22 protein-coding genes are annotated in these 26,154 nt (G+C 62.3%); 10 read left to right on the forward strand and 12 right to left on the reverse strand.

Annotation, left to right across the window (positions count from 1 at the left end):
- The 6 genes from ABW043_RS13875 to ABW043_RS13900 form a co-directional block, all read left to right on the forward strand.
- Positions 1–1,181: oligosaccharide flippase family protein (locus ABW043_RS13875; RefSeq protein ID WP_353921797.1), on the forward strand; the 1,181-nt coding region annotated here is incomplete at its 5' end.
- Between the two features lie 300 nt (positions 1,182–1,481).
- A complete protein-coding gene (locus ABW043_RS13880; RefSeq protein ID WP_353921798.1) occupies positions 1,482–2,921 on the forward strand; it encodes a UbiA family prenyltransferase in 1,440 nt (479 codons plus the stop codon).
- Complete coding sequence (locus ABW043_RS13885; RefSeq protein WP_353921799.1) at positions 2,921–4,249, forward strand: FAD-binding oxidoreductase; 1,329 nt, start codon at positions 2,921–2,923, stop codon at positions 4,247–4,249. Before ABW043_RS13880 ends, ABW043_RS13885 begins: the two co-directional genes overlap by 1 nt.
- An 8-nt stretch (positions 4,250–4,257) precedes the next feature.
- A complete protein-coding gene (locus ABW043_RS13890) occupies positions 4,258–4,680 on the forward strand; it encodes an EamA family transporter (RefSeq protein WP_056313539.1) in 423 nt (140 codons plus the stop codon).
- A 54-nt stretch (positions 4,681–4,734) separates the two neighbouring features.
- Positions 4,735–5,745: an NAD-dependent epimerase/dehydratase family protein gene (locus ABW043_RS13895; protein ID WP_353921800.1), complete on the forward strand. Its 1,011-nt coding sequence runs from the start codon at positions 4,735–4,737 to the stop codon at positions 5,743–5,745.
- Between the two features lie 11 nt (positions 5,746–5,756).
- Positions 5,757–7,202 (forward strand): aspartate aminotransferase family protein, encoded by a 1,446-nt coding sequence (locus tag ABW043_RS13900; protein ID WP_353921801.1) that lies wholly within the window; start codon positions 5,757–5,759, stop codon positions 7,200–7,202.
- A 54-nt stretch (positions 7,203–7,256) separates the two neighbouring features.
- Here ABW043_RS13900 and ABW043_RS13905 read toward each other — a convergent pair whose 3' ends face one another.
- Complete coding sequence (locus tag ABW043_RS13905; protein ID WP_353921802.1) at positions 7,257–8,942, reverse strand: hypothetical protein; 1,686 nt, start codon at positions 8,940–8,942, stop codon at positions 7,257–7,259.
- Between the two features lie 222 nt (positions 8,943–9,164).
- Between ABW043_RS13905 and ABW043_RS13910 the strand changes: the two genes are divergently transcribed.
- Positions 9,165–10,580 (forward strand): exopolysaccharide biosynthesis polyprenyl glycosylphosphotransferase, encoded by a 1,416-nt coding sequence (locus ABW043_RS13910; RefSeq protein ID WP_353921803.1) that lies wholly within the window; start codon positions 9,165–9,167, stop codon positions 10,578–10,580.
- Positions 10,581–10,666: 86 nt separating this feature from the next.
- A complete protein-coding gene (locus tag ABW043_RS13915; protein WP_353921804.1) occupies positions 10,667–12,394 on the forward strand; it encodes a GumC domain-containing protein in 1,728 nt (575 codons plus the stop codon).
- On the opposite strand, the gene ABW043_RS13920 is transcribed toward ABW043_RS13915, so the two are convergent.
- Together ABW043_RS13920 and ABW043_RS13925 are read right to left on the reverse strand one after the other, a co-directional pair.
- The gene (locus tag ABW043_RS13920) at positions 12,391–13,818 is read right to left on the reverse strand and encodes an aminobutyraldehyde dehydrogenase (protein ID WP_353921805.1); all 1,428 of its coding nucleotides are present in this window, start codon (positions 13,816–13,818) and stop codon (positions 12,391–12,393) included. The two genes, ABW043_RS13915 and ABW043_RS13920, sit on opposite strands and share 4 nt — an antisense overlap.
- On the reverse strand, positions 13,815–14,582 hold the full coding sequence (locus ABW043_RS13925) for a gamma-glutamyl-gamma-aminobutyrate hydrolase family protein (protein WP_353921806.1): 768 nt from the start codon (positions 14,580–14,582) through the stop codon (positions 13,815–13,817). The genes ABW043_RS13920 and ABW043_RS13925 overlap by 4 nt, the downstream gene beginning before the upstream one ends.
- Positions 14,583–14,684: 102 nt before the next feature.
- On the opposite strand from ABW043_RS13925, the gene ABW043_RS13930 reads away from it, so the two are divergent.
- Positions 14,685–16,046, forward strand: a complete 1,362-nt coding sequence (locus ABW043_RS13930) for a glutamine synthetase family protein (protein WP_353921807.1) — start codon at positions 14,685–14,687, stop codon at positions 16,044–16,046.
- Entirely contained in the window at positions 16,046–17,347 is a 1,302-nt protein-coding gene (locus ABW043_RS13935) for an NAD(P)/FAD-dependent oxidoreductase (RefSeq protein ID WP_353921808.1), read from the forward strand. The genes ABW043_RS13930 and ABW043_RS13935 overlap by 1 nt, the downstream gene beginning before the upstream one ends.
- Here the strand turns inward: ABW043_RS13935 and mnhG are convergent.
- From mnhG to phnD, 9 genes are all read right to left on the reverse strand, one after another.
- Complete coding sequence (mnhG, locus tag ABW043_RS13940; protein ID WP_353921809.1) at positions 17,344–17,709, reverse strand: monovalent cation/H(+) antiporter subunit G; 366 nt, start codon at positions 17,707–17,709, stop codon at positions 17,344–17,346. The genes ABW043_RS13935 and mnhG overlap by 4 nt on opposite strands.
- A complete protein-coding gene (locus tag ABW043_RS13945; protein WP_353921810.1) occupies positions 17,706–17,987 on the reverse strand; it encodes a K+/H+ antiporter subunit F in 282 nt (93 codons plus the stop codon). Before ABW043_RS13945 ends, mnhG begins: the two co-directional genes overlap by 4 nt.
- Positions 17,984–18,469 carry a Na+/H+ antiporter subunit E gene (locus tag ABW043_RS13950; protein WP_353921811.1) on the reverse strand — a complete coding sequence of 162 codons (486 nt, stop codon included), beginning with the start codon at positions 18,467–18,469 and terminating at the stop codon, positions 17,984–17,986. The genes ABW043_RS13945 and ABW043_RS13950 overlap by 4 nt, the downstream gene beginning before the upstream one ends.
- A complete protein-coding gene (locus ABW043_RS13955; protein ID WP_353921812.1) occupies positions 18,466–20,064 on the reverse strand; it encodes a monovalent cation/H+ antiporter subunit D in 1,599 nt (532 codons plus the stop codon). Before ABW043_RS13955 ends, ABW043_RS13950 begins: the two co-directional genes overlap by 4 nt.
- Before the next feature lies 1 nt (position 20,065).
- Positions 20,066–20,401 (reverse strand): Na+/H+ antiporter subunit C, encoded by a 336-nt coding sequence (locus ABW043_RS13960; RefSeq protein ID WP_353921813.1) that lies wholly within the window; start codon positions 20,399–20,401, stop codon positions 20,066–20,068.
- Positions 20,392–23,295, reverse strand: a complete 2,904-nt coding sequence (locus ABW043_RS13965; protein WP_353921817.1) for a monovalent cation/H+ antiporter subunit A — start codon at positions 23,293–23,295, stop codon at positions 20,392–20,394. Before ABW043_RS13965 ends, ABW043_RS13960 begins: the two co-directional genes overlap by 10 nt.
- A 151-nt stretch (positions 23,296–23,446) precedes the next feature.
- Complete coding sequence (gene phnE / locus ABW043_RS13970; protein ID WP_353921814.1) at positions 23,447–24,277, reverse strand: phosphonate ABC transporter, permease protein PhnE; 831 nt, start codon at positions 24,275–24,277, stop codon at positions 23,447–23,449.
- A 3-nt stretch (positions 24,278–24,280) separates the two neighbouring features.
- Positions 24,281–25,192 carry a phosphonate ABC transporter, permease protein PhnE gene (gene phnE, locus ABW043_RS13975; RefSeq protein ID WP_353921815.1) on the reverse strand — a complete coding sequence of 304 codons (912 nt, stop codon included), beginning with the start codon at positions 25,190–25,192 and terminating at the stop codon, positions 24,281–24,283.
- 60 nt (positions 25,193–25,252) lie between these two features.
- Positions 25,253–26,154: phosphonate ABC transporter substrate-binding protein (gene phnD, locus ABW043_RS13980; RefSeq protein WP_353921816.1), on the reverse strand; the 902-nt coding region annotated here is incomplete at its 5' end.

A 26,154-nucleotide genomic window follows, 5' to 3' on the forward strand; every position in this document is an offset into this window, starting at 1 on the left:
TCATCCCGGTGCTCTATTTTGGCATCGGGGCCTTTGCGCCTGACTCCGTTGCCTATCTGCTGCCCGCGATCATGCTGGCCTTCGGCATCGGCTTTTTCGAGTTTTACCTCGAGACCTTCCGGGCCCGGCAGGAGACGCAGCCCTATATGTGGGCGACGATCATGCGTGCCGGCGCTGCCTTGGGTCTATCGCTGGTTTTGGTCATGGTCCTGAACCTGGGCGGCATGGGGCTGCTGACCAGCATTGCGCTTTCCTACTTTGTCACCGCCTTGTTCTATTCAACCCTCGTCTGGCGCGGACCACGAAACCCGTTCGACCGGGCAACGCTTCGGGCCATGCTGGCCTTTGGTCTGCCGATGACGCTGTCGGGCACGGTCTTTGTGCTGCAGACCATGCTCGACCGGCTCGTAGTGGCCAGCATGATGGGAGAACATGCAGCCGGCATCTATGGCGCCTCGGCCGATCTCGTGCGCCAGATCATCCTCTTTCCCGGCGTTGCCATTGGCACGGCCGTCGCGCCGATCGCCATCCGGTTGATGGCGCGGCAAGACAAAGGCGCCGTGGACCGCCATATGGTCGACAGCACCGAATTGCTGCTGGCGGTATTGGCCCCGGCCATTGCGGGGCTCGCCATCATCGCGCCAAAGCTTGCTGCCCTCGTGCTTGGCGAGGAGTTTCGCGTCGAGGCAACCTATCTTGTGCCGATCATTGCGGCTGCCTGGCTTTTCCGCTCCATCTCCTACCAATTGCTGCATGTCAGCTTTCAGATCCAGAAAAAGCCGGGACTGATGCTCGCGCAGGGCATTGCCATCTGCGCCATCAACGCGGTCGGGCTTTTTGTCCTCGTGCCGCGCTTCGGGCTTTTGGGAGCCGCATGGTCGATGGTGATCTCGGAAGGAGTGGGCGTTGTCATCGGCTATGCGCTAAGCCGCCTCGCCTATCCCCTGCCCCTTGATACCGCCTCCTTCGTCAAGGTCGGTGCCGCGATCCTTGGCATGGCGGTTCCCACCTACCTGATAGACCGCGCACTGCCGGGTATGGGAGCGCTGGAGATCGCGCTTCCCGTGCTCGTTGGCGTTCTCACCTATGGGCTATGCGCCTATGCGCTCAACATTGTCGGCATCCGCGGTCGTCTCAAGACGCTGCGGACGGGTTCGGCTGAACTGCCGGCCGGTCGCTAAAAATTTACGGATCCGACAAAGGATCCCTAAACCCTGATCCAAGTTATGACCGCCCGATCGACTGTTCTGACGCAGCTAAACCCCGCTCATTAGTCCAAATTAACAAGTTGAGCCGCTAGTTTACGCCAGTGCGGGCGGCGGCTTTCGCGACGAGCAAAAGCCACGCCCAAAATACAAGGCCCAGGATGGGCAGTTGGTCAGGCGTGAACTTCACATCTGGCTGGGCAGGCGTAATCGGCTCGGTATCGCTGCATGCAGCGGAAGAGCGCTTTGCGCCGGTCCATCGGGACAGGGTGCGATATGAACGTGCGGGTACAGAACAGTACGGATCTGCCTTTGGCAGTCGATCTCGACGGCACGTTGATTGCTGCCGATCTGCTGTGGGAAGGCATTTTCCAGCTCCTCAAGCGAAACCCGCTGTTTCTGTTCATGCTGCCGGTCTGGCTCATGGAGGGCAAGGCGCGCCTCAAGGCCGAGATTGCCAGCCGTATCGATTTTGACGCCTCAATCCTGCCCTACCGGCAGGAGTTCCTCGATTATCTCAATGCCGAAAAAGCCAGCGGCCGCGAGATCGTGCTGGTAACGGCGGCCGCCGAACCCTTCGCGCGCGCCGTTGCCGCCCATCTCGGCGTCTTCAGCGCCTTTCATTCCTCGACCGGGGACATCAACCTTGCAGCGCATCGCAAGGCGGCGCTGCTGGTCGAGCGCTACGGCAAGGGCGGTTTCGACTATGCCGGCAATGACCGCGCCGATATCCCGGTTTTCGAGGCAGCCCGCGCTGCCATCGTCGTTGCGCCCGACCGCACGGCGCACCGCTATCAGCAGAACACCGGCGCCCGCCGCTTCGAAGCCAGCAAGCCGGGCTGGAAAACCTATGTGAAAATGCTGCGGGTGCATCAGTGGCTCAAGAACCTGCTGGTCTTTGCCCCGGCTATTCTGGCGCACCAGATCAGCAACCCCGATGTTCTGCTGCCATCGCTGGGCGCCTTTGTCGCCTTTTGCGCGGCGGCCTCTGCCATCTATATCCTCAACGACATTCTCGACCTGCCGCTCGATCGTCAGCACGCGACCAAGCGCAACCGGCCTTTCGCCAACGGCACGCTGTCGATCCCGTTTGGGCTGAGCGTATCTGGTGGCCTGATGGCTGCGGCGATCGCGGTCTGCATTTTCCTGCCGCCCATCTTCGCTGCGGTGATCGGCCTATATATCGTTGCGACCACCGCGTATTCGCTGGCGGTCAAGCGCATGCTGCTGATCGACGTGCTTTGCCTTGCCGGCCTCTATACGCTGCGGATCATCGGCGGCAAGGCCGCGGCAGACCTGCCGCTCTCCTTCTGGCTCATCGCCTTTTCCATGTTCTTCTTCCTCTCCCTGGCGCTGGTGAAGCGCTATGTGGAGCTGCAGACCTCCAAGGTCAGCGAGCGCGACCGCATTGCCGGACGCGGCTATCGGCCCGAGGACATGGCAATCGTTGGCCAGGCCGGCATTTCTTCGGCCTTCACGGCGGCCCTGGTGCTATCGCTCTATATCCAGAGCCAGGAGATCATTGGCTACTATTCCTCGCCCTGGCTGATCTGGCCGCTGGTGCCCATCGTTCTCTACATCGTCATCCGCATCTGGATCTTGGCCTACCGGCGCGAGATGCATGACGATCCGGTTGTGTTCATTGCCACGGATTGGCGCAGCCAGATCTTCGTCGCCTTCGGCGCGCTGCTGATGATCGCCGGGAACTTCATCTGATGGCGGCAAACCTCGACAGTTTTGGCCGCATCGACCGCCGCCCGCGCCAGGCGCTGGCGCCTGATCTCGCCATTGCGAGCCTCGGCGCCGGTGGACCCAGCTTGCTCGCCTTCGGCAATGGAAAATCCTATGGCGATAGCTGCCATAACGATGCCGGTGCGCTGGTGCCGATGCGGTCGCGCCGCGCCATTCTGGCTTTCGATGCGGCAACGGGAATCCTCACGGCGGAGGCCGGGACCTCGCTCGAAGAAATCATCGCCCATGCGGCCCCGCATGGATATTTCCTGCCGGTGACCCCCGGCACGCGCTTCGTGACCCTCGGCGGCGCCATCGCCAATGACGTGCATGGCAAGAACCACCATGTTCGCGGCACCTTTGGCTGCCACGTCACCGGCTTTGAACTGCTGCGGTCGGACGGCGCCCGCTACGCCTGCTCGGCCACCCAGAACAGCGAGCTTTTTGCCGCCACCATCGGCGGCATGGGGCTGACCGGGATTATCCTCAGCGCCAGCATCAAGTTGATGCGCGTCGGTTCGCTCGATATCGAAGAAGAGATCACGCCTTTCTCCAATCTCGAAGGCTATTTCGATCTCGCCGAAGGCGCCGATGCTGCCAACGAATATGCCGTCGCCTGGGTCGACCAACTGGCCCGGTCCAACCGGGGTGTGCTGCTCACCGGCAATCACGCGGACAATGGCAATTTCCAAACCGCGCGTTCGGCGACGCGCCTCTCCGTGCCGTTCGAAATGCCGTTTTCCATGCTCAACGGTCTGAGCCTGACGGCATTCAATTTCGCCTACTTCCACGCCAAGGCGCGCAAGACGGGCAAGAGCCTCAGCCCCTATGGCAGCTTCTTCTATCCGCTCGATGCGGTGGGGAACTGGAACCGGCTCTATGGTCCAAAAGGGCTCTTTCAGCACCAGAGCGTCATTCCCTTCAAGGCGGCCCGCGCGATCATTCCGCAAATGCTCGAGGCCAGCCGCGAAGCCGGACAGGCTTCATTCCTGACCGTGCTCAAGCGCTTTGGCGCCGTGGCCTCACCCGGCATCCTCTCCTTCCCGCGGCCCGGCTACACGCTGACCATGGATTTTTCCAATCGCGGCGCTTCGACCCTAAACCTGCTCGAAAGGCTCGATGCCCTGACGACCGAGGCCGGCGGGCGGGTCAATCCCTACAAGGACCAGCGCATGAGCGCGGCAACCTTTGCATCAGGCTTTCCCGAATGGAGCCGGCTCGAACGCTATCGCGATCCGCGCTTCTCATCCGATTTCTGGCGGCGCACCGCGCTCAGCCTTTCCGCACACGCACCGGCCCTGGCGGCCGAGTAGAGGACATCATGACCTATCTGCCCTTTATCCTCTTCACCGTCTTCACCAATGCGGCCGCCCAGCTCATGCTCAAGGCCGGCATGATGAACCTTGGCTCGATCAGCTTCACGGCCGACACGGCGATCCTGCGCATCTTCCAGATCGTCTTCAATCCCTGGGTCTTTGCCGGGCTCGTGACCTTCGTCATCTCCATGGCCTCGCACCTCTATGTGCTCTCCAAGGTCGATATCTCCTTCGCCTATCCCTTCCTCAGCCTTGCCTATGTGGCGGTCGCGCTCTTTGCCTGGCTGGTTTTCAAGGAAGACCTCGGCGCCCTCAAGATCGCCGGCATTGCCCTGATTTGCGTTGGCACGGTGCTGATCGCGCAGGGCGGAACCAAGCATGTCGAAGCGACGGAAACCGTCGCCAGCCTCGATCAGGCCCGAACCTGATCCCCAGTTCATCCAGACAAACCAACAGTTTTCACAATTAGGGCGGTAGCAAACATGAGACACATTATCTTCGGCGGTGATGGCTTCGTTGGCCGGCATCTGGCCCCGCGTCTTCTCAACGCCGGCCACGAGGTGGTCGTGGCCGATATCGTCAAATCCGACCTGGCGCATTATCGCGATGTCCAGTTCATCAAGACCGATGTGACGAGCGACGTCTCGGTGGGCAGCCTCGGCATCAAGCCCGACGACATGGTCTATAACCTCTCGGCCAAGATGCTCTCGCCCATTCAGGTGCGGGCCAAGCGGCACGATTTCTTCTTCCCGGTGAACTATTACGGCACCGAGAACATCATCCGCGCCATGGACAAGGCCGGGGCCAACCGGCTCGTGCACTTCACGACCGATATGGTCTATGGCCACACCTTTACCTGGCCGCAGAAGGAGGACCATCCCTGCGCCCCGCTCGGGGAATATGGTCTTTCCAAATACAAGACCGAACTGCTCGCCGCCGAATGGCGCGAGAAGGGCATGAACATTTCCCTCTTCCGTCCGCGCCTCATCATCGGGCCGGGGCGCCTGGGGATTCTGGCAAAGCTCTTCAAGTTGATCGATCTCAACCTGCCGGTGCCGATGATCGGCTCGGGCAAAAACCCCTACCAGTTCATTTCGGTCTTTGACTGTGCCTCGGCCGCCCATGCCGCCTTTACCGCGGGCGTGCCCAACGAGGTCTATAACCTCGGCTCGCTCAATCCCCCGACGACGCGCGAACTTCTGACCAAGCTGATCAGGCATGCCGGCTCGAAGTCGCTGCTGGTGCCGACGCCGGGCTGGGCGGTGAAGCGCACGCTCGACCTGCTTGATCTCATGAACATGCCGATCATGGACCCCGAGCAATACCTGATCGCCGACGAGATGTGCATTCTCGACGTCTCCAAGGGCGAGCGGGAACTGGGTTGGGTGCCGCAGTATCGCGACGAGGACATGCTCGTCGCCGCCTATACCGAATACCACAAGAAGCTTGCCGGCGCCGAGCTGGCGTCCGCCACCCAGTCCAAAGCCGCCTGAGGAGAACGCCCATGAGCAGTGTGATGAAACTGTCCGACGCCCCAGCGCACCAGACCAAGACCGTGAAGCCCAATCTGCTGACCGTCGAAGACGCCAAGGCGCTCGACATCAAGAAGATGAACGAGCTTTTCACCGAGCACATGAACCCCGGCCAGCTCCATTTCATGAAGCTGCTGGGCTTTCACAAGATCAAGATCGAGCGTGCCGAGGGCATGTATTATTTCGACCAGAACGGCCGAAAGATCCTCGATTTCTTCGGCGGCTTCGGTTCGCTCGCCTTCGGCCACAACCACCCGCGCATTCTCGAAGCGCGCAAGAAGTTTGCCGAGGAAAAGCGCCAGGAAATTGCCATCGCTTTCCTCTCGCAATACGCGACGGCACTGGCAGCCAACCTTGCCGCCTGCTCGCCGGGCGACCTCGACATGGTGTTTCTGGGCTCGTCGGGCTCCGAAGCCATGGAAGCGGCCATCAAGGTTGCCGAACGCGCTGCCGGCCCGAACCGTCCCAAGATCGTCTACGCGGAAAACTCTTTCCACGGGAAGACCAAGGGCGTGCTCTCGATCACCGATGGCGCGCTTTATCGCGGCCAGTTCAAACTGACCGACAATACGGTGCGCGTGCCGTTTGGTGACATCGACGCCATTGAATTGGCCTTCAAGTCCGACCCGAGCATCGGCACCATCGTGCTCGAAACCGTGCAGGGCGGCGGCGGCATCATCGAGGCACCGGCCGAATTCTGGCCGAAACTGCGCGCGCTCTGCGACAAGTATGGTGTGCTCTGGGTGGCCGACGAAGTGCAGTGCGGCTTTGGCCGTACCGGCAAATTCTACGCTTTCGAGCATTATGGCGTCGTGCCCGACGTGACCGCGCTCGCCAAATCGCTCGGCGGCGGCAAGGCGGCCGTGGGCGCCATGATCGCCAGCCGCGACGTCTATATGAAGGCCTATGGTACCTCGAAGACCGCCATGATCCACGCCATGGCGACCTTCGGCGGGATCGGGGAAGCTTCCATCACCTCGATCGAAGCGCTCAACGTGCTTTATGACGAGGGCCTGATCGACAACTCGGCGGAAACCGGCGACTACCTGATCGAAAAGCTGCGCGAGCTGCAGGCCAAGTACCCGACCCTCCTCAAGGATGTGCGCGGTCGCGGCATGATGGTGGGTCTCGAATTCCACGATTTCTCCCAGACCCTGCCCATGGTGCTGCGTCCGGTCGTGGCGGCGCTCGACGACAAGCTCAAGGGCTCGCTGCCCGGCTTCATCGGCAGCCATCTGCTGCGCGACCACGGCGTGCTCGTCGCCTTCACCGAATATAACCGCAACGTCATCCGGCTCGAGCCGCCGCTGATCTGCACGCGCGACAATGTCGATGAATTCATCACCGCGCTCGACGAGGTCCTGTCGCGCGGCGTCGTCAAGATCGTGACCGATTTCGTCCGGGCCCAGGTGGGCTGAGAAACGAACCGACTAGAAGCAAAAGGCCGGGCAACAGCCCGGCCTTTTCGTTTGCTATGACGGCAGAATACCCGCGCGAAGCAACAGGTCCCAGCAGGGATTGAGGGCGACCACTGTCCGGCCGGTCAGCGCCTGCGCATAAGTGGCTTCGATATCCCGGCGCGCCCAGGTAACGGGGCAATTGGTGCGCAATACGCCGTCCGTCGCTTCGATTGCCGCCCTGATCTCGGGCGTCAGGCTGCCAATGGTCCGGGTTGGATCGGCGCCGATCTGCAGATGCGGCGTCGGCTGGCGATCGAGAATCCAAGGGAAGGGGTCGGTGAAGTCGAGCGTCATCAGGCCCGCGAGCCTGATATTGTTTTCGGCCTCAAAGGCGAGGAGGCCTTCGACCACGCCTTCGGCCGAGAGCACCCATTGCACCTGATTGTCGATGTCGGAGAAATACTGCCAGTTGGGCAGTTGCTCCTTGTCTGCCAGATCCTCGTAGGATGGGCGAAAATCGACATAGTGGGGCTCGATCAGCTCGGCGCGTTGGATCATGTCCCAGCGCGCCGAAACCTGGCCGATATTCTTCAGCAAGGGCGCTTCGAGCTGCGCATAGGTGACGCCTGCCGCAGCGGCGCGAACGCTCTTGGAGACGATCGTCGTCATCGTCGGCACGATGGCAAAGGCGCCCAGCACCAGAACCGCAGTCTTCCAGTGACCTTTGAGGTTTCTCATGCGCACGAGGATGAGCGCGAGGACCGGCCAGATGAAAATGAATTCCTGGCTGCCGGTATTCTGCGTCTCGAAAATGATGCCACCGACAACGGCGACGGAGAACCAGACGAAGCTGCTGTCAAACAGGCGGTGACGGCCATCGCGCCATTCGACGACGAGCAGCACGAGCGCCAGGAGCGCCGCTGGCAAAAGCACATCGAGCTTGTTGGTGACGACCGTGCGGAAGCGCGGCAAGAGCGTCGAAGAGTTATTCCCGGCAAGCTGGGAAATATCGTGCAGATAGGCCGAGACCATCCCGGTCAGCAATTCCAGCGCGAGGAGGGGCACAAGGAAAATGCCGGCGGCAAGAAGGACGGTCGTCCATTTGAGGCGCCCGGCGAGAACGGCGGTGACGCCGAAAAGACCCCCTACGAGGAAGCCGGTAATCTTGGTGAGAAACAGCGCCAGCATGGTGGCGGCGCAGAAAATGGCCAGCTTTCGCCCATCGCGCAGGAACAGAAGACCACTCACGAGCACATAGAGCAGTACGACCACGTGGCGATTGTAGATGCCGAAGCCATCAAGACCAGGCAGCGGATGATAGAATTGCGCATTGGATGGCGCGATGGCGAAGATGAGGAAGGAGACAAGCAGCAGCAGCGAAAGGGCGCGATCGCGGCTCGAAACCTCCCACAGCACCACGGCCATGAGCGGCGCGGCGACGGCAAGCAGCGCCCATTGAGCGAGGAGAAGAGGCTGGGCGGATGGAAAGAGCTCGAGGCCCCAGGCAAAGAGATAGTAGCCGAGCGGGCCGACCGGCATGGAAAAATCGACGCTCGGCAACTGTCCGCTGGCGATACGATGCGCGGCATCGAGATAGAGATAGGTATCCCAATACATCGGCCCGATCGGCACGACCACGGGCAGAGCCAATAGGCCCACCAGCGCAATCAAGGCCAGCGACAACCAGAACAGCGGCTGCGACGCAAATCGTGTCAGCTCAATCCGACGCGAAGTCCCAACAAGACCTGCAGATGCCATAGACTGCGCTCGCCCCCGCTTGCCGCAAACGGCGATTTTGAGCCGCTTTGTCGGCCAGAACACTAACGGTCCCAGCCTTATCAAAGCTTAATTCGCAAACAGAAGTTAACGGCTTCCATAACATTGTCCCTATTAACTCAAGTCCCAGCCCTTCCTGCATTTTTTTGGGATTGGTGATACAAGGAAGCAGAACATCAGTGCTTTGCGGCGGGTGGATTTGACATGAGTATCCTCCTCGAGGGACGAGAGGCGCGTCGGCGGCGACGCTTTCGCTTGCCCAGTCGGGGCATCATGGCTGCCGGCCTCGGCGCGTTCGAAGGCCTGATAGCGATTCTGCTCAGCCAATTGCTGATCCTGAGCTACGGAGTGCCGATCGCGCTTGCGATGGCCGCCGCGGCAGGGCTTGTCTATTGCCTCTTTGCGACGCGCGCCGGCCGCAAGTTTCTGGCCTATGCCGATCTACGTCAGCCCTTTGCTCTGCAATCGGTATTCAGTTGGTTTGGCGCCGCAGCCTTTGCGATCATCGTCGACTTTTCCCTGTCCGGCCGGACTCTGGCCCCGACGCCGATTTTCTGGACCTGGCTGTTTTTGACCCCGCTGCTGCTGCTGGCTTTGCGGGTCATGCTCTATCGCGGTCTCGCCCGCATGCTGTCGCGCGGCCAGTTGCAGGTCGAACGTTTCGGCATCGTCGGCGATGCCGCCTCGATCGAGCGCCTGCGCGCCGATCCGCGCATCTGGCAGCAAGGCGGTCAGGTCGTGACCAGCCTGACTTTGCCCAATGGCCTTGGCGGCGTGCTGCCGCCGGCCAGCGAGGTCGCCGACTTCGCCCGCGGCTGCGTCGAGAAGAATTGCCAGCACGTCTTGCTGGTGGGTGATCTCGAGGACATGGACGGGATCGACGCTTTGCTGGCGCCCTGCCGTCCCTTCGCGCTCAATATCCTGCTCTACCCGCGCGCCAGCTTTGAAGGCAGCAAGATCAACCTGGTCGACATCGTGCCGCTCGGCTCGGGCCGTTCGCTGCGGCTGTTGAGCGCGCCGATGAATGAGACCGGGCGCTTCTTCAAGCGCGCCTTCGACATTTTTGCCTCGGCGCTGGGACTGGTCGTGACCTCGCCAATCCTCCTGGCCGCGGCGCTCGCCGTGCGCATCACCAGCCCCGGTCCCGCCCTCTTCCGCCAGGAACGGCGCGGCTTTAACGGCCGCAATTTCTACATCCTGAAATTCCGCTCCATGCGGGTGATGGAAAATGGCAACGCCATGCGCCAGGCCCAGGTCAACGATCCGCGCATCACGCCCATCGGTCATTTCATCCGCCGCACCAGCATCGACGAACTGCCACAGCTCATCAATGTTCTGCGCGGCGAGATGAGCCTTGTCGGCCCACGGCCACACGCCATTTCCCATGACGACGAGCTGTCGGGAAAATTCGAGCTTTACGCCCAGCGTCAGCGTATCAAGCCCGGCATTACCGGTTGGGCCCAGGTCAACGGCCATCGCGGCGATACGTCCACCCAGGACAAGATCGAAGCCCGCACGCTGCACGATCTCTACTATGCCGAGAACTGGTCCGTGCTGCTCGATATCTGGATCGTGCTCCTGACCGTTTTCTCCCCGCGCACGCGGCAGAACGCCCACTGATCGAGGACACCCCACTTGCAATTTGCAGGTCGGTTTGGGGAATATTAACCACGTTGCGTCATCGTTCTGTCTGAACGGAAGCGACGATGATCAGCAAATTCATGCAGCAGGTTACTGCCCGCAATAGTGGGGCACAATTTCTTGTGGCCCTGGCGCCGCGCCTGCCGCGCATGGCCGCTGCGACGGCCGTGGTGATGTTCATCGCCTTCGCCGCCATCCAATTCAGCCCGCAGACCTTTGAGGCCAGCCTGGCGCTACGCGTGCCGACCGGCAGCGAAGCGGCCCGTGAAGCCGAAAGGCTGATCGACCAGCAGCATCTGGGCGACGCCGTTTCCCGGCTGACGCCCGATACGGTCGCCGAACTGCGCCGCGACGGTGGCGGGATACTCGACACGACAGCCTTGCTGGGCAAGCGCCTGACCCTGCAGCCGGCCGACAATGGCGCAAGTCTTGAACTCACGGCCACGGCCAGCACCCCGGCGCGGGCAAAGGCCATGGTGGCAGCCCTCGCTGAAAGCTACGTGACCTTGGCGGGATTGCCGCCCGCACTATCTCAATCCACGCCGGAACAGGGCGCGACGACGGCAGTAGCGGCCATTCCGGCCGGCGTGCCGGGCACCGACGAGGCAACCCAACTGCTTCAGAAAAAGCTCAGCCTCGCCTGGGAAGACCGGATCAGGCTCGAAAGCCGCGCGCGGCGCATCGAATCCCTCGTCGCCGATGGCAATTATGCCATGCTCGCGCTCGACGCCGAAAACCTGCCCAGCCTTGGTCGACAGATCGACGAACTCGCCATGCTCGAAGTCGAGCGCGAGAAACTGGCCGTCGATCTCTTGCCCAACCATCCGCGCATGCGCGTGCTGCTCGAAGAGATCGACCAGCTTTCCGCCAATCTCGATGAGGGGATGCAGCAGTTGGCGAGCCTCGTCGCGGCCGACCGCGATGCCGCAAAACGCTTCGAAGATGGGCTGCGCGACCAGTTGATCGCCGCAACGACGCCAACCGTAGCCGATAGCAGCGTCGTGACCGGCGCCATTGGCGACCGGCCGGAGCCCAAGGTCGTGGCGCTTTCCCGTCCGGTTAGAACTGACCTCGTTCTGGCTCTTTCCGGTGGCGCGGCCTTCTTTGGCCAGATCGGTCTATTTGCTTTCCTGCGCTCGCGCCGGCAGAGGCCGGCTGCCGAGCCGGAATACGACATGGAACCCGCGGACGAGCACGCTTACGCGCCGGTCGACGAAATGGAATTTGCCGAGGCAAGCGCACATAACTGGCTCGACACACCATCCCTGCCCGACGCGCCCGTCGAGGCGGCGTGGCTGCCCGAGCCAGCGGCCGTCAGTCCGGTTGTCGAAGAGAAAAAGAGCCCGGCCCCGCCACAGCCGACCGCCGGCGGATTGGACGATGCCCGCATCGTCGCAATTCGCTGCCAGGGCGACATGGGAGCGGCGGCGCGGCGGCTTCTCGGCCAATATGAACGCCAGGGTCGGCGCGTGGTTCTGGTCGACGCCGCCAGCCGCCACCGCGGCCGGGCGCTGGGGATCAGCGACCTCTCGCAGGGCCTCGCGTCCTTTGCCGATATCATTCACGGCAGCGGATCTCACGACGCCGCGCTCGTGCCCTGGGGACGGCAGGCGCAGTTCGATCCCGGCGCCAAATCCGTGCGCATCCTCATCCAGGCGCTCGCCGAGCTCTATGACGTCGTCATCCTCACGCTCGACAGCGACAATCTCGCCGCCTGCAAGCCGCTGGTCGTCCTCGCAGACGTTACCCTCGACGCCGCAGATGTTCCGGGCGCCGTGAGGACCGCCGCCTAGCCAAACATCAGGTGCCTGATCTGGGTGTAGTCGAGCAGCGACTGCATGGAGAGATCGGAGCCATAGCCGGAATTCTTCATGCCGCCATGCGGCATTTCCGTCGCCATGACGCCGTGAGTATTAATCCAGGTGACGCCATATTCGAGCGCGTCTGCCATGGCCAAGGCCTGCTCCGCATTGCGCGACCAGACCGACGAGCCAAGGCCATATTCGGAGGCATTAGCCCAGCCGATGGCGGTCTCGATCGTATCGAACGGCGTGATGCTGAGAACGGGGCCAAACACTTCCTTCTGGACGATCTCGGCATCGATCGGCGCGGCAACCAGCGTCGGGGCGAAGAAGAAGCCGTCCTTGTCGGCCGCGCGACCCTGCATGACGTCGGCGCCACTACTTTTCGCGCGATCGACAAACCCCGCCACCCGCTCGTGCTGCCGCGCGCTGATCACCGGGCCGAACTCGACATCATCGCGTTCCGGCTTTCCATAAACGAGCGAGCCGACCATGGTTTCGAGCCTGTCGGTCAGCGCCTGAGCGATGGTCTTGTCGGCAAAGATGCGGCAGGCGGCGGTGCAGTCCTGCCCGGCATTGTAAAAGCTCGCCTCGCGCAGCGTTTCGACCAGCTTGTCGAGATCGGCTTCGGCTGCAACGATAACAGGGGCCTTGCCGCCCAGTTCGAGATGAGTGCGCTTGATCATCGGCCCGGCCGCGGCCTGCAAGACGGCGCGTCCGGTGCGCACGTCGCCGGTCAGCGAAATCATCCGCACCAGATCGTGCGAAATGAGTCTTTGGCCCACATCCGGCCCATTGCCGCAGATGATGTTTACGGTGCCGGGTGGCAGCACCTCGGCGAAAATCTTGCCAAGGGCAAGAAGGCTCAGCGGGGTCAGTTCCGAGGGTTTTATAACGACGGTATTGCCCGCCGCGATAGCCGGCGCGATCTTCCACGCGGCCATGAGCAGCGGGTAGTTCCAGGGAGCGATCTGGGCGATCACCCCGATGGGGTCGCGGCGCACCAGGCTAAGGCGATTAGACGAGCGGTAATTGCCCGCCGCGGGAGCGGGCATATTGCGCACGGCAGTTGCAAAGAAACGGAAGACGTCGACGACATTGCCGATCTCCCCGCCCCGCGCATAGCGCAGCGGCTTGCCGGCATTGCGCGATTCAATCGTCCCGAGCGTCTCGGCCGCGGCCTCGATCTTGTCCGCAATGGCCAGCAGGGCCGCACTGCGTTCGCGCGGCGTGGTTTTTGACCAGACGGCAAAGGCTCTATGTGCCGCACGGACCGCGAGGTCGACTTGATCGGGACTGGCCGACGCAACCTGGGCAAGCGTGGTCCCAAGCGCGGGCTCAAAGACCGTTTCATTCGCTCCCTGGCCGGCAACGAAACCGCCATCAATAAAAAGATGCGTTTCGAAAGCGGTCATGCGTTTTTCTCCAATTGAGCGGCGGGTAGATAATCGGCGCGGGCCGCTTCGCCGAGATAATTCCAGAATGCCAGATCATGCGAGCGCCCCTCGGGGCGCCATTCGGGGTGCCACTGTACGGCAAAGACCGGGGCCGTCGTGCCGGTCGCCGAAATCGCCTCGATCACCCCTTCGGGTCCGATGGCGTTGACCGCCAGACCCTCGCCCAGGCGGTCGATGGCCTGATAGTGAACGCTGTTGACCGCAAGGCTGCCGCTGCCCGAGAAGCGCTGTAGCATGCTGCCGACCACGACCTCGACCTGGTGCCCATAGCCAAACGTGTCGCCGAGATCGGCCTCGGCCGGCGCATGGTGCTTTTGCGCAAGATCGGCCTCGCGCAGATCGCGAAGTGTGCCGCCGAGGGCAACATTGATTTCCTGCAGGCCACGGCAAATGCCGAAGACCGGTTTGCCCGCGTCGATGGCTGCGCGAATCAAAGCGTGACCGAAGAGATCACGCCCGCGATCGGTCGGCGCCTGGGCCGGCGCCCGTGACCCATAGCGGACAGGCTCGATATTGGAGCCGCTGCCGGTGAGCAGCACGGCATCGAGCCGGGCGACGATCTCGGCCGCGTTCGCCTCCGGCTGATTGGTCGGAATGATGACCGGCACGGCATTGGCGTGGCGCTCGACGCCCTCGAGATAGCGGTGCTTGACCGCCTGGGCGGGCTCGCCCTCGACCTGACGCTCGCAGGCGATGACGCCGATAAGAGGCCGTTGCTGCATGATTTTCTTCTCGCTCCCGCGAAAATGCCTAGCTGCCTTCCCCTCAGGTGAAGGCTCCTGCTAGGGTAACGCCGTAACGCACCAAAAGTCGACGGACGAGGCATGAGCATCGAAGCGAGCGTGAATACCGACATCGTGAGTTGGCTCGAACAGAACCCGCAAATTGAAGTGCTGCACACGGCTGTCTGCGATCTCAACGGCATTATGCGCGGCAAGCGCATCCCCATCGACCAGGCCCGACGCATCGGGGAAAACGGCATCCGCATGCCGCTCTCGATCGTGGGCGTCGACGTGTGGGGCGAGGATATCGTGGGCAATCCCATGGTCTATTCAAGCGGCGACGTCGACGGCATCTGTAGCCCGACCGGCCGTGGCGCCCTGCCGATCAACTGGACGACGCGCCCCAGCGCCATGATTCCGCTCTGGCTGTTTCAGGATACGCGCACCCCGTTCCTCGGCGATCCGCGCCAGGCTCTTGCCCATGTGCTGCGTCGCTATTCCGAGATCGGCCTCAAGCCGGTTGTCGCCACCGAGCTCGAATTCTATCTCGTCGACCCGGAAGCCGATTCGGCGACGCCGCCGATTTCGCCCTATACGGGAAAACGCCTCGACTCCGACGCCATTCTCTCGCTCGACGAGCTGGAGGATTTTGGCGAGTTCTTCCGCGACGTTTACCTGCAGTGCGAGCAGCAGAACGTGCCGGCCGATACGGCCGTCGCTGAAAACGGCGTCGGGCAGTTCGAGATCAACCTGCTCCACACCGACGGGCTGAAGGCGGCCGATGACGCCGTGCTGTTCAAGCGCATCGTCAAGGGCGTGGCGCGCAAGCACAAGCTCGTCGCCACCTTCATGGCCAAGCCCTATGGCATGCGCTCGGGCAATGGCTTTCACGTGCATTTCAGCCTCAACGACGCGGCGGGCAACAATGTCTTCGACGACGGCACCGAGACGGGGTCGGACGTGATGCTGCATGCCGTCGGCGGCCTCTTGGCGGGCATGGCGGAATCAACGCTGCTCTTTGCGCCCCATTTCAACTCCTACCGCCGCCTGCGCCCCGATACCCATGCGCCGAGCGCCATTTCCTGGGGCTATGAAAACCGCACCACGGCCCTGCGCATTCCCGGCGGCAATCCCAAGGCGCGCCGCATCGAGCATCGCGTTTCCGGCGCCGATGCCAATCCCTATCTCGTCCTTGCCGGCATTCTGGGTGCCGCGCTCGTCGGCATCGAGGATGGTTTGAAACCGCCAAAACCCTTCAAGGGCCGCGCCTATTCCGAACGCCTGCCCAAGCTGCCGGCCGATTGGGCCTCGGCGGTCAACGCCTTCGAGGATGGCGAGATGATCCCGCGGATTTTCGATGCCACGCTGCAATCCATGCTGCTGGCCTGCAAGCGGCAGGAGATTGCCGGCTTTGCCTCGCAGGTGACCGATCTCGAATTCTCAGCCTATCTCGAGGTTGTGTGATGGCCGAAGTTCCAAACGCCAATTCGGCCTATCCGCCGAGCTACTATGCCGCCTCGCGAAACATCATCCGCGAGACCAAGAAACTCGAAGGCGAGGTGACGGCCGATATCGTCGTCGTCGGCGCCGGCTATTCGGGCATGTCGACCGCCATTCATCTGGCCGAGAGCGGGTTGAAGGTCGTCGTGGTTGAGGCCGCCGAAGTCGGCTGGGGCGCGTCGGGGCGCAATGGCGGGCAGGTGGTCAACGGGCTCAATGCCAGCCTTGCCACCATCGGCAAGCGCTATGGCGAAAAGACCGCCAACTTTGTCGGCGGCCTCGTGCAGGAAGGTGCCGGCATCATCTATGACTGGGTCGAACGCTACGGCATCGACTGCGACCTCAAGCGCGGCAATATCTATGCCGCCTATACCGAACAGCACATGCGCGATCTCGAGGCCAAGAAGGCCCTCTGGCAGAGCCATGGCATGAACGACCACGAGCTGCTCGACCGCGAGGCGATCCGCAAGCATATCGGCTCGGACGTCTATGCCGGCGGCATGATCGACCATTCGGGCGCGCATATGCACCCGCTCAACCTCGTCCTCGGCGAAGCCAATGCATTTGAGGGACTGGGCGGGGTGATTTACGAGCATTCCCCGGTGACCAAGGTCAGCCAGAGTGCCGATAGCGCCGTGGTCGAGACTGCCAATGGTCGGGTGACGGCCAAGACCGCCGTCGTCTGCGGCAATGCGTATCTGGGCAATGTGGTGCCCCAGCTCACCTCCCGCATCATGCCGGTTTCGACCCAGATGATGGCGACGGCGCCGCTCGGCAAGGAGCGCGCCGAGGCCCTGCTTCCCACCGGCATGTGCGTCGAGGACGTGCGCTACATTCTCGATTATTTCCGCATCAGCGCCGACTATCGCCTGATCTTTGGCGGCGGCGTCGTCTATGGCGGTACCGACCCGGCTGACGTGGTGGCAAAGCTGCGGCCGAACATGGACAAGGTGTTTCCCCAGCTCAAGGGCGAGCGCGTCGACTTCGCCTGGAGCGGGAATTTCGCGCTCTCGTTCTCGCGCGTGCCGCAGATGGGGCGCCTGGGCAATCGTATCTACTTCGCCCATGGCTATTCCGGCCACGGCGTCACCGGATCGCACCTTTTTGGGCGCATTCTCTCCGAAGCCATCAGGGGCGATTTCACCCGCTTCGCCGTCTTTGCCGACCTGCCCTGGATCCCCTTCCCGGGCGGACGCATGTTCCGGGCGCAATATTCGACCCTCGGCTCATGGTGGTATGAGCTCAAGGACCGGCTGGGTCTTTAGGGGGAGGCCGGAGTCTCGGTCTTTTCCGGGCGCTTCGGCACGCCTTCATTACCCTCGACACGGTCGCGGAACAGGGTGGCGCGGGCGAGCAGCATCAGCGTCACCGGGGTCGTCAGGGTGACGAAGAGGAAGATGACCAGTTCGTGCACCACCAGACGCTCGCGCGTCACGGTGAAATAGATCGCCGAGGCGAGAAGGATCAGCCCGCCGCCCATGCTGGTGCCCATGGTCGGGCCATGGATGCGCAGGTAAAAGCTCTTGAGGCGAACGAGGCCGAAGCAGCCGGCCATCGTCAGCAGGGCGCCGAGCACCACGAAGGCCGAGACGAGGATCGAGAGCCAGAGCGGCAGGTCTGAGATCATTCGATCACCTCGCCGCGCATGAGGAATTTTGCCAGTGCCACCGTACCGACAAAGCCCAAAAGGCCCATGAGCATGGCCAGCTCGAAATAGACCTGCGAATTGGTGCGGATGCCGAGGGTGATGAGCAGCAGCAGGGCGACGACGTAGAGCGCGTCGAGCGCCAGGATACGATCCTGCGCGCGTGGGCCGACGACCATGCGATAGAGCGTTGCCAGCATGCCGAGGCCGAGCATGATCTGCGCGGCGAACAGGCTCCATTCGAGAATGGCGACGCTCATGGGAAAATCTCCAGCAACAGGGCCTCATAGCGCTTCTTGACCGTTGCGACCCATTCTTTCTCGTCGACGAGATCGAAGACGTGAATGAGAACGGTGCTGCGCGCACGATCATATTCGAGCCAGGCGCTACCCGGGGTCGCCGTGAGAATGACGGCGAGGATGGCCAGGGCGAAGGGGTTCTTGAGGGTCAGGTCCATCTCGATGAACCCGGCCGTCGGGTTGGGGCGCGGATGGAACAGCACCGACATGACCGCCAGGTTCGAGCGGATGATGTCGAGCCCGGCGACGAAGATGAGCTGGATGAATTTGAGCGGCCGCCGGATGGTGATGCGTTCCGGAATGATGGCGCTCGCGGCCATGGACACGGCAATGGCGATCACCCCGCCGAAGAGGATGTGACCGAGCCCGGCCGATTGCTGCAGGACCAACCAGAGAACGAGCAGGAAACCGGCAAGGATCGGATGCGGCAGGAGACGTCTCATGAGGCGTCTCCTTTCGGCAGGACCAGATCGATGTAGTTTTGCGGCGCGTGGATGAACGCGGCCGTATCGGCAAAATAGCTCAGGGCCGGCCCGGCAAAGACGGCCATGAGGACGCAGAGCGCCAGCAGCACCATGATCGGACCGATTTCGAGCGGGCGCAGACTCAATCCGCCATCATCGGGCAGCGAGGTCCAGAAGATATTGATGCCGTTGCGCACCATGGCGATGAGCACGAAGAGACCAGAAACGATGAGAGCCCCAGTGAGCCACCAGGTCGCCGCCGTCGGCGCGTTCGCCGCGCCAAAGGCGGCGGAGAGCATGGCGAATTTCGAGAGAAAGCCCGAAAGCGGGGGCAAGCCGGCCATGACGATGGCCGCGATGGCAAAGCACCAACCCAGAAGCGTCGCGGCGGCAGGAAAACTGCGGCTGACCTCCTGGTCTTCATCGATCACGTCTTCTTCGTCGCCATAGAATTCGAGCGACACGGCAAGGATCTGCGCTTCGGCAGGAAGCACCTGGTCTATGACGTCCTTGAGGAGGAAGAGCGCTCCTGCCGCAAGGGTTGCCACGACGACATAGTAGAGCGCGCCGGTGGTGACGCCGGGCACGTTATAGGCCACTGCGAGGAGCAGCGTGCCGGCCGAAACGAGGATCAGATAGCTCGCCAGCCGGTCAAGGGCCTTGCTAGAGAGGGCACCGACGCTGCCATAGGCGACCGTCGCAATGCCGAGGACGAACAGCACGTTCTGTCCGAAGACCAGTTCCGGTCCGGTCTGGTTGGCAAAGACCAGGGTCCAGAGGCGCAGGATGGCGTAAAAGCCGACCTTGGTCATGATGGCAAAAAGCGCAGCCACCGGCGGAGCGGCCGACGAATAGGTATTGGGCAGCCAGAAGTGCAGCGGCCAGGAGCCGGCCTTGATGAGGAAGGCGATGCCGAGGACGGCAACGCCGGCTTCGAAAAGGCCGAGATCGTCGGCTGCGATATTGGGCACCGCCCGGGCAATATCGGCCATGTTGAGCGTGCCGGTCGTGCCATAGATCAGCGCCACGCCGATCAGGAACAGGAAGGACGCGACGAGGTTGATGACGATGTAGTGCATCGCCGCGCGCACGCGATTGCGCCCGCCGCCATGCAGCGCCAGGCCATAGGACGCGGCCAGAAGAAGCTCGAAGAAGACGAACAGATTGAAAAGGTCGCCGGTGAGAAAGGCGCCGTTGAGCCCCATGACCAGCGCGTGGAAGAGGGGAAAGAAATTGGTGCCGCGGCTATGCCAGCGGGCCGAGGCGAAGATGAGCGCGGCCAGCGACAGGATGGAGGTTGTCAGAACCATCACCGCCGCCAATCGGTCGGCGACCAGCACAATACCGAAAGGCACTGGCCAATTGCCGAGCGGATAGACCGCAGCGGCGGCTGTGCTCGATTGAGCGAGGACCGTCAGCAACAGGATCGAGACCAGCAGCAACAGCACGCTGAACCCGATATTGATGCCGATGATGCGGCGATTGCTGCGTCCATCGCCCACGAGCAGGTTGAAAACCATCGCCGCCATGGGAATGAGGATCGGCAGGATGGCGATGTGGTTCATGCCAGTCATCTCAATCCCCCTTTCCGTCAACATGGTCGGAGCCGCTGAGGCCGCGGGCGGCGAGCAGCACGACGAGGAACAGGGCCGTCATGGCAAAGCCGATGACGATGGCGGTGAGAACCAGCGCCTGCGGCACCGGATCGGCATAATCGGCAATATTGGCATCGGCTCCTGAGAGGATCGGCGCCGCATCCATGCGCAACCGACCCATCGAGAGGATGAAGAGATTGACGGCATAAGAGACCAGCGACAGGCCGATGATCACCTGGAACGTACGCGGACGCAGCAGCAGGTAGACGCCGGAAGCGGAGAGAATGCCGATCGCGATGGCAAGGGTCAGTTCCATTTGTCGAGCCCCGCGCGCTGCTTGGGCTTGTTGGAGCCCGCGACCTTCGGCCGTCGAATGGATTGGTGCGCCAGGGCAATCAGCATCAGCACGGTCGCGCCGACGACGAGGGCGAAGACGCCGAGATCAAAGATCAGCGCCGTGGCCATCGGCACCTTGCCGATGAGAGGAATGTCGGCATAGGCGAAGGCCGAGGTAAGGAAGGGCGCGCCGAGCACCATGGCCCCAAGCCCGGTGAGGAGGGCGAGGAGCAGACCCCAGCCAATCCAGAGCAGTGGCAGGATACGCAGGCGTTCTTCCACCCACCGGGTGCCGCCGGCGAGATATTGCAGGATAAAGGCCAGCGACATGATGATGCCGGCAATGAAGCCGCCGCCCGGCAGATCGTGGCCGCGCATCAGCATATAGATGGCGACGACGACGACGACCGGGAACATCCAGTTCATGATCAGGGCCGGAATGCGCAGGAAGTCGTCGGCGACACTGTCGCCGGAACCGGGCGCATAATCGTCGAGCACGCGCTGTTGCTCGGGCCTCTCAACGCTGTCGGAAGCCGGACGGAAGCGGCGCAGCAGGCCGAAGACGGTCAGCGCGACGACGCCGAGCACCGTGATTTCACCCATGGTGTCAAAGCCGCGGAAATCGACCAGCATGACATTGACGACATTGGTACCGCCGCCTTCCTTGTAGGCATTGGCAAGGAAGAAGTCGGAAATACCCTCGGGCGCCGAGCGCGTCATGACGGCGTAACTCGCAAGCGCCGTGGCGAGCCCGACGAGACCCGCAAGACTAACGTCGCGATAGCGCCGCAACCGCGCGGCCCATGGCGTACCTTCCGGCACGGGGCTGCGCTTGGGCAGCCAGCGCAGGCCAAGAAGAATAAGAACGGTGGTGGCGATTTCGGCGAGCAACTGGGTCAGCGCCAGGTCGGGGGCCGAGAACCAGGCAAAGGTGAGACAAGTCGCAAGACCCGCGCCGCCCATGAGGATCATGGAGGCAAGGCGATGGAACTTTGCCTGCTGCGCCGCAGCGATGGCGCTGATGCCGCCAAGGAGCCAGACGAGGCCCAGCACCGGATCAAAACTGTCGGGCAGCGGCAGATTGCCCATGCGCGTCCAGCCAGCAGCAATGCCGGCGGCAAGAGCAAGGAAAATGACGACGAAAATCTGCGGCTGCAGGCGCTGCGTGCCGAAGGCGCCAACCAAATGGCGGGCCCAGCGATTGGTGGCGGTGACGAGGATACGTTCGAATACACGCTGGCCGACAAGGCCGCGGGTCAGCGGCACGCCGTCGATGTCCCTGAGCTTGCGGTAGTAGGGCACATAGATGACCGCCCCGCCCACCATGGCGATGATGCTCATGATCAGGGGCAGATTGAAGCCGTGCCAGACCGAGAGGCTGTAATAGGGCGTTTCGGCGCCCAGAACCGAATGCACGGCCGCGGCGAGATAGGGCGCGATGGTGATGCCGGGAATGATGCCGACGGCGAGGCAGATCAGCACCAGGATTTCGATCGGGCGGCGCATCAGCGCCGGGGGCTCGTGCGGCACCTTTTCAAGCTGAGTCGGAGGCGGCCCGAAGAACACTCCGTGCACGAACTTTATCGAATAGGCGACGCTGAGCATGCCCGCGAGCGTGGCGCCGATCGGCAGGGAGAGATTGACGAAGACGTTGGGATCGAACTCGGCCGTCTCGGTGAAGAACATTTCCTTGGAGAGGAAACCGTTGAGCAGCGGCACACCGGCCATGGCGGCGCTGGCGATGATGGCGAGGGTCGCCGTGAACGGCATGTATTTCCGAAGACCGCTCAGCTTGCGCACGTCGCGCGTGCCGGTCTCGTGGTCGATGATGCCCACCGCCATGAAGAGCGAGGCCTTGAAGGTGGCGTGGTTGGCGATGTGGAAGATGGCGGCAACTGCCGCAAGGGGGGTGCCCATCCCTAAAAGCGTGGTGATGAGGCCGAGATGGGAAATGGTCGAATAGGCGAGCAGACCCTTGAGATCGCGCTGGAACAGCGCGGTATAGGCCCCGAAGATGAGCGTTGCGAGCCCCGTATAGGTGACGATCCAGAACCAGAGCTGGTGGTCATGCATGACCGGCCAGAAGCGGGTGAGGATGAAGACGCCCGCCTTCACCATGGTTGCGGAATGGAGATACGCCGAAACCGGGGTCGGCGCGGTCATGGCATTGGGCAGCCAGAACTGGAACGGGAACTGCGCCGACTTGGTGAAAGCGCCGAGGAGGAACAGGATCAGCGCCACCGGATAAAGCGGGCTTTCAACGATCAGCGAGCCCGAGGCCAGGACATCGTCAAGCTCGTAGCTGCCCACGATGCGGCCGATGATGAGCATGGAGACGAAAAGTGCGAGGCCACCCGTGCCGGTGATGATGAGCGCCATGCGCGCGCCATCGCGGGCATCGCCACGGTGATACCAGTAGCCGATGAGGAGGAACGAGACGAGGCTCGTCAGCTCCCAGAAAATGGCGAGCTGGATGATGTTGCCCGACATGACGAGGCCGAGCATGGCGCCCATGAAGGCCAGCAGCAGCGCATGGAAGCGCGCGATCGGGTCCTTGGGCGACATGTAGTAGCGCGCATAGAGCACCACCAGAAAGCCAATGCAGGTGATGAGCACGGCAAAGAGCCAGGCGAGGCCATCGAGGCGCAGGGTGAGGTTGAGCCCGAGCTGGGGCACCCATTCGATGCGGCTGATCAGCACTTCGCCATTGGCGATGCTGGGAAAGAGCGCAAGGGACAACAGACTGAGAATGGCCGCAACGACCGCCGTTACCCAGGCCGCGCCCCGGTATTTTTCACCGGGAGCAGCCAATACAAACACGCTTGCCAGAAATGGCAGAATGCAGAGAAGGGGAAGGGCGAAGTCGGTTGGTATTGAAGGCAGGGGGCCAGTCCTCAGGCTCGAATCTATTGCCAAGGTATAGGGATGCTCACGCCTCCTGAGAAGACCACTTTGGGCTTAACTTGCATGCTGATGTCGTCACATGAAATTCATGGTCCTCCAAGGGGCAGAAATTCTGCCCTCTTCAGGTCAATTTGGCGCGGATGCGACGCGATATCGCATCGATGATCGAAACGGTGACGAGGATCATCAGGATGATGAAGGCGGCTTCCTGCCAATTGTTGATGCGCATGCGATCGGAAAGCTGCAGGCCAATGCCCCCTGCCCCGACAATGCCGAGGATGGTGGCCGAACGGACATTGGATTCGAAGAAATAGAGCACGTGGCTCATCATCACCGGAAAGACCTGCGGGAAGACGCCGAGCCGCATGACATGAAGGTCACTTCCGCCCGAGGCGCGGACGCCATCGACGGGCTTCTTGTCGACATTCTCGATCGCCTCGGCAAAGAGTTTTCCGAGGACCATCACGTCGCCCACCGCAATGGCGAGGACGCCGGCAAAGGGACCAAGACCCACGGCGGAGACGAAGATCAGCGCCCAGACCAAGCCATCGATGCCGCGGAACGCATCGAAGAAGCGGCGGAGACTGAAGTGGAACAACCAGTTCGGCACGATATTCTTGGCGCCGAGGAACCCGAGCGGCACGGCCAGCACGGCGGCAATGACGGTGCCAAGGAAAGCCATGGCGAGGGTTTCAAGCATGGCGCGCGAATAGTCCCAGAGCCCGTCGCCGGGCCAGGGCGGGATCATCAGGACGACCAGCATGCCGAGCTTGTTGAGCCCGTTGATGATGCGCATGGGCGAGGCGTCGATCCACCACAGACCAAAGGCAAAGACGGCGAAAAACGCGGCCCACAGGCCCCACTCGCGGACGCGCTCGACGAGCGGGCGGCTGAAGATTTCGGGATTGCTGCGGCGGAGACGGGAAATGTCGGCGTGCTGAGCGGTGTTCATGGCTTAGGCACTCGCTGCAAGATCGTGGCCGATAAGGCGATGGCGGATGGTTTCGCAAATGATGTCGATGACCGAGGTGGTCAGGATCAAAAGCAGCATGATGGCGGAGATGTCGGTATATTCGAACTGGCGGATGGCGACGTAGAGGTCCTGGCCGATGCCACCGGCGCCGACGAGACCAAGCGCCGAGGCGCCACGCACATTGATTTCGAGGCGCAGCAGCAGGTAGCTCGCATAATTGGGCAGGGCCTGCGGCACGACGCCGAGACGCATGATCATCGGCCAATTGCCGCCTGAGGCACGGACGCCCTCGATGGGACGCGGATCGACGTTTTCATTGACCTCGGCAAAGAGTTTTCCAAGCGACCCGGCCGTGTGAACGGCAATGGCGAGCACGCCGGCGAATGGCCCCAGACCAAACGCAAAGACGAAGATCAGCGCAAAAACCAGCTCGGGCACGGTGCGGCAGAATTCGAGCGCGCGGCGCGCGGCAAAATAGATGCCGGTATTCTCGACGAGATTTCGCGACGCCGGAAAGCAGAGGGCCAGCGCCAGGACGCCGCCAAGGACCGTGCCGACGAAACCCATGAGGATGGTTTCAACGAGAAGGCGCAACCAGAAGCGCAAGCCCCAATACCAATTGGCCAGATCGCCCCAGAAATTCTCGATGGTCAGTTTCGGCAGCGTGCCGGCGATGTAGTTCCAGGCCATGGGCAGGCCCTTTACGAGGCCCGGAATGCTGAAATCGCTGACGGCAACGGAGCCGATGAGCGCGGCGAGGAACAGCGCGCCATAAACAAGCGTCCAGTTGCGGCGGGTGAACTGCTGCTGGCGATAGCGCCCTTCGAACGAGAGGAGGCGCTCCTCCCGTGTCGTCGATGACAGCCGGCCATTGGTGGGGGTCAAACTGGACACGGGGCCCTCGCAAATGAAAAGACCGGCGCATGGGACACGCGCCGGTCAGTTGGAAAGGGATCAGTTGCCGTTCTTGCGGCGCTCTTCGGCGTTGAACTCGGTGATGGCGATCACGTCGAGATAGTCTTCGTGCTTGGCTTCGACGTAGCCGCTCGAGGTGCCGTTGCTGTAGGTGGCAAAGCCTTCGGGGTCTTTTTCCGGGAACGCCATCAGCGCGGTCTTGAACGCATCCTGCAAGTCCTGCGGCAGGGTGGTCAGCATCATTACCGGGGTGTTCGGGATCACCGGGGACTTCCAGATGATGCGGGTCGAACCGGCCGGGATCAGGCCCTTCTTTTCCATGGTCTGGATATTGCCGGCGGTTTCATTGCGCCAGTGGGTGGCAACGGCTTCGAACGTGCCGTTGACGAGCGCCATGACGCTCTGCTCGTGGCCGCCGGAGAACGCGACTTCGCTGAAATATTCGTTGGCCGAGGTATTGAGTTCGGTCGCGAGATAATAAGAGGGGACGGCATAGCCCGAGGTCGAGTTCGGATCGGCAAAGGCGAAGGACTTGCCCTTGATGTCTTCGAGCGACTGGTACTCGCTGTCGGCGCGCACGGCGATGACGGAGAAGTAGCCGAGATTGCCATCCTGATCGAGCGTGACGGCGACCGGAGCGATATCCTCGCCCATGACCTTGCGGGCCAGCGCATAGGCGGCAGGGCCAACCGAAGCGAACTGCACGTGGCCGGCACGCATGGCTTCGATGACGGCGGCATAGTCGGTGCCGCGGACGATCTTCACCGGCACGCCCAGCTCACGGCTGAGATAATCGGCATAGGGCTGAGTGCGGGCGATGGCGTCGGTTTCGTTTTCGCCCGAGGAAATGCCGATGGTCAGCTCGGGGTATTCCGTCTTCCATTCCTGAGCGAGGACGGGAGAGACAAGCGCGAGCGAAACCAGCGCAGCCGCAAGGCCGC

The organism is Devosia sp. (assembly GCF_040509215.1).
Lineage (GTDB): Bacteria > Pseudomonadota > Alphaproteobacteria > Rhizobiales > Devosiaceae > Devosia.